Below are 11,307 nucleotides of genomic sequence, written 5' to 3'. Positions count from 1 at the left end.
TCCCCAGTAGCTCAGTTGGTTAGAGCGGTGGACTGTTAATCCATGTGTCGTTGGTTCGAATCCAACCTGGGGAGCCACATTCAGAAGAACCGCCTATATGGCGGTTTTTTCGTTTCTGGACCAAAGCTCTGCACTGAGTTCAGCAACTGGTTGCGTTGCGCCATTGGCAATCCATTGTGCCAGCGTTTCCGCGACATTAGGCCAGTACAGTCTATGAGGTTCCCGTTGCGCCAGCCAGCTGTCAACGTCACTGGTCTCAACTCGTTTTAAGACACTAGCCAGCCCATGCTCCTGTAATATGCGGGCATTCCACTTTTGTTCAAACTGGCCTGCTAAAGGTTTTACTGCCAAAGCCTTTCCCTGGCTCAGCGCTTCGCAACTGGTTTCGAAACCGGCATTCGACAAAATAGCGGACGCCTTACTAAAGTGCTGAGCAAACTCAGTACGTGAAGGCGGATAGCATTCGATGTGCCCCAACGACTTCCGCTCTACCTTAGGATGAAAAAGCGAGAACTCATAGTTATCCAAGGGTTGAAGCTGGTCAATAATATCTCGGGGGTCCTCAAAAGGAAGGTAAACCACAACGCGCTGCATTAACCCGACACAGGCGTTTTCTTCCTGTCTTACTACTGGAGGGATCGCATTGCCACTAGCCAGCCAATGCATACCAACGGGTTCTGAACATGTTGCAAAGGATGAAATCAGCTGCTTTTGCCACCAGGACAACCGTTTAAACAAATCGGGTTCATGGAAAGCGTATTGTCGGCCCAAACCAACACAGCGCACGCCTTGTTTCTTCGCCGCCCAGGCGGTTACCGGCTCATAGTCAGTAATTACCAGGTCATAGTCGGTAACCGGTAAGTTTTTCACATCTTGCCAAAACTGCCGCCAATGGTTATTGAGTAATGTCTTGCGTCGACGAAGCCTCCCCCTTTCGGTGACAAACGACAAGCCCTGACGCCATTGGTAGTCACCGAAAACCTCCATGTCAAAAAGCCCTGAAGGCTGGCGACCTGATATGAGATAATCAATTTCAACATTACGATGTTTAGTCAAAGACTGAGCTAATGTGTGGCAACGACTTAAATGACCATTCCCTGTACCCTGTACTCCGTAAAGAATTTTCATATCGTCAGTTCCGAAACTAATACAGCCAGTGCAACACCGGCAACAATATCACTCGGATAATGAACCCCGACCACCACTCTTGACGCTCCAATAGCCATTGCCCAGCCAAAACAGGCTAACCCCGCTGCAGGATAATAGTGGTAGGTAACCGTGGCGAATAAAACCGCTGCTGCCGTATGCCCGGAAGGAAAGCTAAACTTGTCGCTGGCAACAATAAGCGCCGCAAAAGACAAGTTACGCTCACAGGGACGTTGCCGACGGAAACTGTTTTTCATGATCCAGTAAAAAGGAAGTTCAAGAGAAAATGCGAATATCAGACTGGTAAAATATTCGTCGCCGCGGTCATCGAGCATCCAGACCATTAAAGCAATAGCGAGGTATCCATAGCCATCACCGCTGCGGGAAGTCAGTAAAGCAATTTGTCCGGGAAGATCTTTCGCCCTCAACCCGGAAAACAAGCAATAACAGTAACGATCAAAGCGTTGTAAATAACTGAACAATACCATGGTAGAAAACCCAAGTTGGCTTCAGTTGGGGCTACTTTGCCAAGCCTTTATGACACTAAATAATCAGTTTCGTGAATAAAATATGACAATGTCTGAATTTTCTCCTAAACCCATGCTCGCTGTCTGTTGTTTATGGCGGCCAAAACACCGATAATATGCGGTCTTAAATAACCACAGTACCCGGAAAGGTAAATGACCGATTACTTACTGCTACTGATAGGCACCGTGCTGGTAAACAACTTTGTGTTGGTAAAGTTCCTGGGCTTGTGCCCGTTTATGGGCGTTTCCAGCAAGTTAGATACCGCCATAGGTATGTCCGCTGCCACCACATTTGTGCTGACACTGGCCTCGGTCTGCAGTTATCTGGTCAATCAGTATTTGTTAGAGCCGCTGGATTTAATGTCACTGCAAACCTTAAGTTTTATTCTGGTTATTGCCGTAGTCGTGCAGTTCACCGAAATGGTGGTGCATAAAACCAGCCCAACGCTGTACCGGTTGCTGGGCATTTTTCTGCCTCTAATTACCACCAACTGTGCCGTTCTCGGTGTTGCTCTGCTTAACGTCAACGAGCAACACAACTTTGTGCAGTCCATTGTTTATGGCCTGGGTGCAGCAATTGGTTTCTCCTTGGTACTGATTTTATTCTCGGCTCTGCGTGAGCGCTTAGCTGCCGCCGACGTGCCGGTAGCATTTAAAGGTTCAGCTATTGCGATGATCACCGCAGGGCTTATGTCTCTTGCCTTTATGGGCTTTAGCGGATTGGTGAGCGGTTAATGAGTTTATTCGGAGCAGTTATCGCGCTGGGCGTATTAGCGCTGATATTCGGGGTGATACTTGGCTTTGCCGCGGTTAAATTCCGTGTCGAGAGCGACCCCATTGTTGACCAAATTGACGAAATTCTGCCACAAACGCAGTGTGGCCAGTGCGGATATCCGGGGTGTCGCCCTTACGCACAGGCAATTGCCGATGGCGATGACATTAATAAGTGTCCTCCCGGCGGCGAAGCAACCATAAAGCAGCTTGCCGACTTAATGGGCGTTGAACCCAAACCCCTTGACGATGCACACGGCGAAGAAGACGTTAAAAAAGTCGCGATTATTCGCGAAGACGAGTGCATTGGCTGTACCAAATGCATTCAGGCATGCCCGGTTGATGCCATTTTAGGCGCTGCAAAACAAATGCACACCGTTATTGAACATGAATGTACAGGTTGTGACCTTTGTGTCGAACCTTGTCCGGTTGACTGCATTGACATGGTGGCGGTTAAGCCTAAGCCTGAAACCTGGCAGTGGGACTTAGACACCGTAAAAGAAAACATAAGAGCCAACAGTATTCCGGTGAAGGTGGTTGAATGAGCGATGTAAAAACAGTAAACCGCGACTTTAACACCGGTATCATCGGACAATTTCCCGGTGGCGTTCATCCGCCGGAACGTAAACAACCGGCCAGCAGCCGTCCAATAAGACGTTTGCCATTGCCAGCAGAGCTCATTTTACCCGTACGTCAACACATAGGCCCGTCCGGCAAAGTATTAGTTGAGGTCGGTGAGCGCGTTGATAAAGGTCAGCGCCTGACTGAAGCCGGGTTAAGCCAGGGGTTACCGCTGCATGCTCCAACCTCGGGTATTATTGCTGCCATTGAAGAACGCCCTACGGCTCATGCCTCGGGTCTGCCTGAGCAAGCCATTGTCATTCATCCGGACGGAGAAGAGCGCTGGGGCAACAAACATGCTCTGCCCGACTATCACGACGTTGAAATATCGCGTTTGCTGGAGCTGATTCAGGAAGCGGGGATTGCCGGTCTGGGGGGCGCCGGTTTTCCTACTGCGCAAAAACTGGCACAACAGAAACCCCTTAAGCATTTAATTATTAACGGAGTTGAATGCGAACCCTATATTGCCGCCGATGACCGTCTCATGCAGGAGTATGCAGACGATATTATTGCCGGCACCCGAATTTTACAGTACATCACCCGGTGTAACTCAGTATTGTTTGCTATTGAGGACAATAAGCCCGAGGCAATAAAAGCCATAGCTGCGGCTATTGATGATGACACGCAGATACAGCTTAAAGTGGTGCCAACCAAGTACCCTTCCGGTGGCGAAAAACAATTAATTGAGCTGCTAACAGGCCATCAGGTACCCAGCGGCAAGCTGCCCATGGACATTGGTTTACTAATGCAAAACGTCGGTACCGCATATGCTGTTAAGCGCGCCATTATTCACGGTGAGCCTTTATTAGAGCGAGTGGTGACCCTAACCGGCGAGGCATTAGAACAACGCGGTAACGTCTGGGCATTATTAGGTACCCCTATTCAACATTTGCTGGATGAATCCGGTTTTAATCCGGAAAAGAAACAACGAATTATTATGGGCGGCCCGATGATGGGCTTCACCTTACCCAGTACCGAAGTACCGGTCATTAAAACCACAAACTGCATTTTAGCACCAACCGATCAAGAGCTGCCGGCTCCTGGGCCCGAGCTGGCCTGTATTCGTTGTGGTGCCTGTTCGGACGTCTGCCCCGCAACTTTGCAGCCACAGCAATTGCAGTGGCTGGCCAAAGCGAAAGACTACGACGAACTGGAAAAGCATCATTTGTTTGACTGCATTGAGTGCGGCGCCTGCGCCTATGTTTGTCCCAGCGAAATTCCGCTGGTGCACTATTACCGCAAAGCTAAGGCTGAAGTGCGTAACATTGCCCGTGAAAAGGCCAAAGCCGAACAGGCTCGGAAGCGCTTTGAAGCTCGCCAGGAAAGGCTGGAGCGCGAAAAGCAGGAACGTTTAGAACGCCATCGCAAAGCAGCCGAAGAGCGAAAAAAAATGCAGCAGGAAAAAGCCAGTAGACCTGACAGTAAAACTGACAGTGGCGACGAGAAACCAGCTGGGAAATCCGCCGCAGTTGCAGCCGCTATTGCCCGCGCCAAAGCCAAAAAAGCGGCACAGGCAGCAAAAGACAACGCCGATGAGGACAGCTCAGCCAAAGGAAATGAGTCATGAGTTTCAAAATTGCACCATCACCCCACGGGCATAACCAAAGAACCACCAGCGAAATGATGCGCTGGGTCTGCTATGCCTTAGTGCCCGGCGTATTGCTGCAAAGCTACTTTTTTGGTCCCGGAGTCTGGTTTCAAATTACACTAGCTGTTGCTACTGCAGTATTAGCCGAAATGGCCTGTACGGTTGCCCGTGAGCGACCGGCGTTTTCCGCGCTGCGTGACAACACCGCAATAGTCACCGCCATTTTACTGGCCATTAGCATTCCCTCACTTGCGCCCTGGTGGGTCATCGTTATAGGAACCTTATTCGCCATTGTTGTGGTTAAACACGTGTATGGTGGTATGGGCCAGAACCTATTTAACCCGGCCATGGCAGGTTATGTGCTGTTATTAATTTCGTTTCCGGTACAAATGACAAACTGGCTACCGGCTTCCACTATTAGCGAGCACTCGCTAACTTTGTGGCAAACACTGCACACCATATTGTTTGAATACACCCCTGCCGGTTACAGCGTAGAGCAACTGCGGGCCGGTATAGACGGTGTCACCATGGCAACACCGCTGGATACCATAAAAACAGAACTGACCCGGGGTTATACGCTGACAGAAATTTATCAGGGACCAGAGTTCAGTTATTTTGCCGGTGCCGGCTGGCAGTGGATTAATCTGGGCTTTTTAGTCGGTGGCTTACTTTTAATTCAGCAACGCATTATTAGCTGGCACATCCCGCTGGGGTTCCTTGCAGGCCTTTGCGTACCGGCTTTTATTGCTCATATTTTTGCACCCGACCTTATGCCCGGACCTATCGTGCACGCCTTAAGCGGCGCAACCATGTTAGGTGCTTTCTTTATCGCAACCGACCCGGTATCGGCCGCCACGTCAAACCGGGGCCGCGTTATTTTTGCCTTGCTGATTGGCTTTATCGTCTTTGTTATTCGCAGTTGGGGCGGCTACCCCGACGCCGTAGCCTTTGCCGTGTTGCTTGCCAATATGTGTGTACCATTAATAGACCGGTATACGCGGCCTGTTGTTTACGGCCACGGAGACTGATATGACCTTTAACAGTATGCAGAAAAATGGTTTATTACTGGCCGCTTTTGCGGTCATTGCTACCGCTTTAATTATTGGTGTGCAACTGCTGACAGAAGACAAAATCGCCAGGCAGCAGCAGCAGCAAGTGCTTCGCACACTGAATCAGTTGATACCGCCGGCACTGCACGACAACGACTTATACCAATCCTGTCGATTACTACAGGATCCGGCTCTGGGCAGTACTAAGCCGCAGCCGTTGTATCGCGCATGGGTTAACGATGAGCCCACTGCTTTAGCTGCTGAAATTGTAGCTCCAGACGGCTACTCCGGCGCTATCCGTTTGCTGCTGGCTATTCAACCCAATGGCGAAGTTTTAGGTGTAAGAACCTTGCGCCATCAGGAAACCCCGGGGTTAGGTGATAAAATTGAAATTCAGAAAAGTGACTGGATAAAGAGCTTTGCTGAGAAGCGTGTTCGCGGTGAAGATGATAACCGCTGGGCTGTTCAGCGCGACGGCGGCATGTTTGATCAGTTCACCGGCGCGACCATCACCCCCCGGGCTGTGGTCTCTGCCGTAAAACGTGCGACATTAAAGCTTCAGCAGCAAGCAGACGTTCTGTTTAACGCCGACTTACCACATTGTCAGGAGGCTCAGGAATGAACGAATACAAAAACCTGACCAAGCAAGGCCTGTGGGAAAACAATCCCGCATTAGTGCAGCTTTTAGGCTTGTGTCCACTATTAGCAGTGACTGCCTCAGTCACCAACGCCATGGGCCTGGGTCTGGCCACCTTATTCGTACTGGTTGGCTCAAATATCACCGTGTCTCTGGTGCGTGAGTTTATCCCTTCGGAAATCCGCATACCTGTTTTTGTCATGGTCATTGCCACCTTCGTAACCATTATTCAACTGCTCATGAACGCCTATGTGTTCCAGCTGTATCAGTCTCTGGGTATCTTCATTCCGCTCATTGTGACTAACTGCGCCATTATTGGCCGAGCCGAAGCTTATGCCTCTAAAAACCCCTGGCAACGCGCAGCGTTCGACGGGCTGGCAATGGGTGTTGGCTTTGCACTGGTACTGATAGTACTGGGCGCTATGCGAGAAATTATTGGTAACGGCACCCTGTTTGATGGCGCAGAATTGCTGCTGGGTGAGTGGGCAGCACAATTGCGAATTGAGCTCTTTACCGTTAATTACCCTTTATTACTGGCTATATTACCGCCAGGAGCCTTTATTGGCATGGGCTTTATCATTGCCCTGAAAAACAAAATTGACGCTGTGCGGAGTGCCCGTGCCGAGAAGAAAACCGTTACCCGGGCACGGGTCACGGCCTAATAAAAAAATACAAATAAAAACGAACTCTTATGAATAAAAACAAGCGTTACGAAATTTTAAGTCGGTTACGGGACAATAATCCGAACCCAACAACTGAGCTGGAATATAACTCCCCTTTTCAGCTGTTAATTGCAGTATTGCTGTCCGCTCAGGCAACCGACGTGGGTGTGAATAAAGCCACCCGTAAACTATTCCCTGCCGCACCTACCGCTGAAACCATGCTGGCTCTGGGAGTAGATGGAATAAAAGAATACATAAAGACCATTGGTTTGTTTAACTCCAAAGCCGAAAACGCCTACAAAACCTGCAAAATTCTGGTGGAAGAATACGGTGGCAAAGTACCGGAAGACCGGGCCGCGCTGGAAGCTCTTCCGGGTGTTGGCCGTAAAACGGCAAACGTGGTTTTAAATACGGCTTTTGGCTGGCCCACTATCGCAGTCGACACGCACATATTCCGGGTGTCTAACCGCACCAAACTGGCCCCCGGTAAAAACGTTAAAGAAGTGGAAGAAAAACTGATAAAAGTGGTACCGGCTGAGTTTAAAGTAGACGTGCACCACTGGTTAATCTTGCACGGACGTTATACCTGCATAGCCCGTAAACCAAGGTGTGGTTCCTGCGTCATAGAAGACTTGTGCGAATTTAAAGAAAAAACCAGTGACTGAGCCTGTTACAGCTCAATCATGGATGGTTTGCTTAACTGCACAATAACACGGCGGTTGATCTGACGGTTTAACTCGTTGTCATTCGATTTAACCGGCCGGTCTTCACCGTGAGCAACGGTTTTAATACGCTCCGCATCTATACCCCGTTCGACGAAAAACTGCTGAATTTCTTTCGCCCGCTCTTCGGTTAATTCTTTGTTCGGGCCTCGCGCGCCAAGCGAATCGGTATAAGCGTCGACTAAAACCAGTTCCAAATCGTTATCCACCTGCAGGTAGTCACTAATTTGTTTTAGCTTACGCTGCGATGCAACAGTCAGCTTTTCGCTTTCCGCTTCGTGGTTCAGCACCGTATACGCAATGTCGTCAAAACTGAACGGTAATAACGCATTAACACAGCTCATGAAGTCATCGTAAGCACCGCGGAAGTTCACTGAAGAAATAGAGACAGCAACTTCATCGCGGCTGTTATACCAGTCGTTGTAAAAGAATGTCGGGTAACGCCCTTTTTCCAGCTCGCTCAATAAGGTCCAGGCCAGTTGCTTCTGCAGCTCGCCATCAAACTGCTTATAGAGCTTCATGTCGCCAATGCGGTAACTGGACTCGCCGGGCTGCCAGCGCGGCGGAACGGACTCAATGGCAGACACACCATAGCTGTCCGGTAACTTGCGCATTTCCATTTTCATACGTAAGTTGAGCTCTTTACTCGCCTCGCTTTGAAAGCGCACCTTACCGTAACGGGGAATCTCATGCTCCATTTCACAGGCTAAACGGTTCTCTTCGCTTACCTGCCACGCGGAGTTATCCAGGTTTGCACTGTAGTGCCTGACTGAGTTTGCCTGCGCCTGCCCAATTGATAGCAGCACAGAAGCTGAAACAGCAGTCAACATCGGCCAATTTTTCATAAGCGCCCCTGATTTATTTCTGATACGTCTGTTATCGGCACGCATTGCCGTTGCTTTAGTATTTCTGCAAGCAGAGCGTGATGATCTTTGGCATAATAGCGTTATCTTTAAGACACTACGGAAATTCTATGTCAGACAGCTCTAACTCGCTTATGAAGCAACGCTTTCGCGGATACATGCCCGTCGTGGTCGATGTCGAAACAGCGGGGTTTAACGCAAAAACCGATGCGTTACTGGAAATAGCTGCCGTCTTGCTGGATTTCGATGACAATGGTCTGTTAAAGCCCGTGGACTCTGTTCATTACCATGTACAGCCTTTCGAAGGCGCCAATATTGAACAGGCAGCTATCGACTTTAACGGCATTGATCCGCACTGCCCATTACGCGGCGCGGTAGAGGAAGGTGAAGCCCTGCGTGAGCTTTTCAAACCCATTCGTAAAGCGCAGAAAGCCGCGGGTTGTCAGCGTTCAGTTTTAGTCGGACACAACTCAAACTTTGATCACGGTTTTGTTATGGCCGCCGCCGAACGTGCTAGTTTAAAACGTAACCCGTTTCACCCTTTTGTCAGTTTTGATACCACGTCGCTTGCGGCAATGACCTTAGGGCAAACCGTACTGATTAAAGCATGTCAGGCAGCCGGTATTGAGTTTGACAGCAAACAAGCACACTCAGCCCTATACGACACCGAACGCACCGCAGAGCTCTACTGCTGGATGATCAATCGCTGGAAAGAACTCGGTGGCTGGCCACCTGAGTCTCGTCAGGACAAAAGTTAATCCGAGTACAAATTTCAGACATAAAAAAAGCCGCTCAAACGAGCGGCTTTTTCGATTCAGTAAACGCTTACAGTTTGTCAGCGTTTTTAGACAGATAAGAAGCAACGCCTTCTGCGTTTTCTTTCATGCCTTCTTTACCTTCTTCCCAGCCTGCAGGGCAAACTTCGCCGTGTTTCTGGTGGAAGTTCAGTGCGTCAACCATACGCAGCATCTCGTCGATGTTACGGCCTAATGGCAAGTCGTTAACGACCTGGTGACGAACCATACCGTCTTCATCAATTAAGAATGAACCACGGAATGCAACACCGGCTTCTGGGTGTTCAACGTCGTACGCTTTACAAATGCTGTGACGAACGTCAGCAACCAATGGGTATTTCACCTGACCGATACCACCAGCGTCAGTTGACGTGTTACGCCATGCACTGTGAGTAAACTGAGAGTCAATTGAAACACCAATAACTTCTACGCCACGCTTTTTGAATTCGTCTAAGCGCTTATCAAATGCGATTAGCTCAGAAGGACATACGAAAGTGAAGTCCAACGGGTAGAAGAAAACAACAGCTTTTTTGCCTTTGATAGCGTCTGACAGTTTAAAATCTTCAACAATTTCACCTGAACCCAATACTGCTGCTGCAGTAAAATCAGGTGCTTTACGACCTACTAATACAGACATCGATTCTCTCCATTTAATGTTGAGTGTTAAAGCTTCACCCGTAGTGATGGGGATCCCTAAATAAAAAAACAAGGGCATCCGTCAATTTCACTACAGATTGTCTACTGTTTGCTTAAACTTTATTCAGCCGAAGGCTACTTATTCCGCTGAAGGCTCTGGATGCCGCTCAGCAACCTCAGAAACCAACTCTTGCAGCTCGCCGTTCTGGAACATTTCCATAATAATATCACAACCGCCGACCAATTCACCTTCAACCCACAGCTGCGGGAAGGTTGGCCAGTTTGCGTATTTAGGCAATTCTGCACGAATATCCGGATTCTGTAGGATATCGACGTAAGCAAACGCCTGGCCACAGCCCATTAAGGCCTGTGATGCTTGTGAAGAGAAACCACAGCTAGGCAACTTCGGAGAGCCTTTCATGTATAACAGGATTGGGTTTTCTTCGATTTGCTGCTTAATTCTGTCAACCGTTTCCATAACACCTCTGCTTAATATAATGGTTGATTAAAACACTCAGGTATTTTAACACAGCCTATAAAGTTTTGTCCTAAATTGAAAGATTTCCTTGAAAAGCAAACCAGTCAGCCCTATATATCGTAAGGTATAACAAGAAAAGAACTTGCACGCATTAAAGTGCGAGTCGCAAATTTGCACTCAAAAAAGAACTACGGAGAGAAAATTATGGCATTTGAACTACCGGCTCTTCCATACGAGAAAAACGCTCTGGAACCACATATTTCAGAAGAAACTCTGGAATACCACTACGGTAAGCACCACGCTACATACGTGAGCAAGCTGAACGACGCCGTTAAAGGTACCGACCTTGAGAGCAAATCTCTGGAAGACATCATCAAGTCTGAAAAAGGCGGACTGTTCAACAACGCCGCACAGGTATGGAACCACACTTTCTACTGGAACTGCCTAAGCCCGAACGGCGGCGGTGAACCAACTGGCGCAGTAGCAGAAGCTATCAACGCAAAATTTGGCTCTTTCGAGAAATTCAAAGAAGAGTTCAACGCAAGCGCTGCTGGTAACTTTGGTTCTGGCTGGACTTGGTTAGTGAAAAAATCTGACGGTTCTGTCGATTTACTGAACACAGACGATGCAGACACTCCTGTCGCGCACGACGGCGTAGAAGCTCTGCTGACCGTTGATGTTTGGGAACACGCTTACTACATCGACTACCGTAACTCTCGTCCTAACTACTTAGAAGCTTTCTGGAAGCTGGTAAACTGGGACTTCGTTAACAAGAACTTTGCTTAAAGCAAACTTGTGAATGATTAAAAAAGG

14 protein-coding genes and 1 tRNA gene are annotated in these 11,307 nt (G+C 48.7%); 10 read left to right on the top strand and 5 right to left on the bottom strand.

Annotated elements, in window-relative coordinates; translation table 11 throughout:
* Positions 1-77: transfer RNA gene (locus ACP7FG_RS11820), tRNA-Asn, on the top strand.
* A gap of 16 nt (positions 78-93) precedes the next feature.
* Here the strand turns inward: ACP7FG_RS11820 and ACP7FG_RS11815 are convergent.
* Positions 94-1,128, bottom strand: a complete 1,035-nt coding sequence (locus ACP7FG_RS11815; protein ID WP_439226486.1) for a glycosyltransferase family protein — start codon at positions 1,126-1,128, stop codon at positions 94-96.
* Positions 1,125-1,634 carry a phosphatase PAP2 family protein gene (locus tag ACP7FG_RS11810; RefSeq protein WP_439226485.1) on the bottom strand — a complete coding sequence of 170 codons (510 nt, stop codon included), beginning with the start codon at positions 1,632-1,634 and terminating at the stop codon, positions 1,125-1,127. The genes ACP7FG_RS11815 and ACP7FG_RS11810 overlap by 4 nt, the downstream gene beginning before the upstream one ends.
* A 192-nt stretch (positions 1,635-1,826) precedes the next feature.
* Between ACP7FG_RS11810 and rsxA the strand changes: the two genes are divergently transcribed.
* The 7 genes from rsxA to nth are packed head-to-tail and all read left to right on the top strand — an operon-like array spanning position 1,827 to position 7,666.
* The gene (rsxA, locus tag ACP7FG_RS11805; RefSeq protein ID WP_317504940.1) at positions 1,827-2,408 is read left to right on the top strand and encodes an electron transport complex subunit RsxA; all 582 of its coding nucleotides are present in this window, start codon (positions 1,827-1,829) and stop codon (positions 2,406-2,408) included.
* The gene (rsxB, locus tag ACP7FG_RS11800; protein ID WP_439226484.1) at positions 2,408-2,989 is read left to right on the top strand and encodes an electron transport complex subunit RsxB; all 582 of its coding nucleotides are present in this window, start codon (positions 2,408-2,410) and stop codon (positions 2,987-2,989) included. The genes rsxA and rsxB overlap by 1 nt, the downstream gene beginning before the upstream one ends.
* Positions 2,986-4,632 (top strand): electron transport complex subunit RsxC, encoded by a 1,647-nt coding sequence (rsxC, locus tag ACP7FG_RS11795; RefSeq protein WP_439226483.1) that lies wholly within the window; start codon positions 2,986-2,988, stop codon positions 4,630-4,632. Before rsxB ends, rsxC begins: the two co-directional genes overlap by 4 nt.
* A complete protein-coding gene (rsxD, locus tag ACP7FG_RS11790; RefSeq protein ID WP_224797180.1) occupies positions 4,629-5,681 on the top strand; it encodes an electron transport complex subunit RsxD in 1,053 nt (350 codons plus the stop codon). The genes rsxC and rsxD overlap by 4 nt, the downstream gene beginning before the upstream one ends.
* 1 nt (position 5,682) lies before the next feature.
* Entirely contained in the window at positions 5,683-6,324 is a 642-nt protein-coding gene (rsxG, locus tag ACP7FG_RS11785; protein WP_054490992.1) for an electron transport complex subunit RsxG, read from the top strand.
* A complete protein-coding gene (locus ACP7FG_RS11780) occupies positions 6,321-7,001 on the top strand; it encodes an electron transport complex subunit E (RefSeq protein WP_054490994.1) in 681 nt (226 codons plus the stop codon). The genes rsxG and ACP7FG_RS11780 overlap by 4 nt, the downstream gene beginning before the upstream one ends.
* A gap of 29 nt (positions 7,002-7,030) precedes the next feature.
* A complete protein-coding gene (gene nth / locus ACP7FG_RS11775) occupies positions 7,031-7,666 on the top strand; it encodes an endonuclease III (RefSeq protein ID WP_439226482.1) in 636 nt (211 codons plus the stop codon).
* Between the two features lie 5 nt (positions 7,667-7,671).
* On the opposite strand, the gene ACP7FG_RS11770 is transcribed toward nth, so the two are convergent.
* Positions 7,672-8,568, bottom strand: a complete 897-nt coding sequence (locus tag ACP7FG_RS11770) for a flagellar protein MotY (protein WP_439226480.1) — start codon at positions 8,566-8,568, stop codon at positions 7,672-7,674.
* A gap of 128 nt (positions 8,569-8,696) precedes the next feature.
* Between ACP7FG_RS11770 and rnt the strand changes: the two genes are divergently transcribed.
* Entirely contained in the window at positions 8,697-9,344 is a 648-nt protein-coding gene (rnt, locus tag ACP7FG_RS11765; RefSeq protein WP_054490999.1) for a ribonuclease T, read from the top strand.
* A 67-nt stretch (positions 9,345-9,411) separates the two neighbouring features.
* Here the strand turns inward: rnt and ACP7FG_RS11760 are convergent, their stop codons facing one another.
* On the bottom strand, positions 9,412-10,017 hold the full coding sequence (locus tag ACP7FG_RS11760; protein WP_054491001.1) for a peroxiredoxin: 606 nt from the start codon (positions 10,015-10,017) through the stop codon (positions 9,412-9,414).
* Positions 10,018-10,155: 138 nt separating this feature from the next.
* Positions 10,156-10,494: a Grx4 family monothiol glutaredoxin gene (locus tag ACP7FG_RS11755; RefSeq protein ID WP_011235037.1), complete on the bottom strand. Its 339-nt coding sequence runs from the start codon at positions 10,492-10,494 to the stop codon at positions 10,156-10,158.
* 204 nt (positions 10,495-10,698) lie between these two features.
* On the opposite strand from ACP7FG_RS11755, the gene ACP7FG_RS11750 reads away from it, so the two are divergent.
* Positions 10,699-11,280, top strand: a complete 582-nt coding sequence (locus tag ACP7FG_RS11750) for a superoxide dismutase (RefSeq protein WP_054491003.1) — start codon at positions 10,699-10,701, stop codon at positions 11,278-11,280.
* Positions 11,281-11,307 lie beyond the last annotated feature (27 nt).

Origin of the sequence: Idiomarina sp. ST10R2A5, assembly GCF_051842325.1 — a bacterium.
Taxonomy (GTDB): domain Bacteria; phylum Pseudomonadota; class Gammaproteobacteria; order Enterobacterales; family Alteromonadaceae; genus Idiomarina; species Idiomarina abyssalis.
Note: the sequence above shows the minus strand (reverse complement) of the source record. Positions and strands in the feature narration are given on the sequence as shown.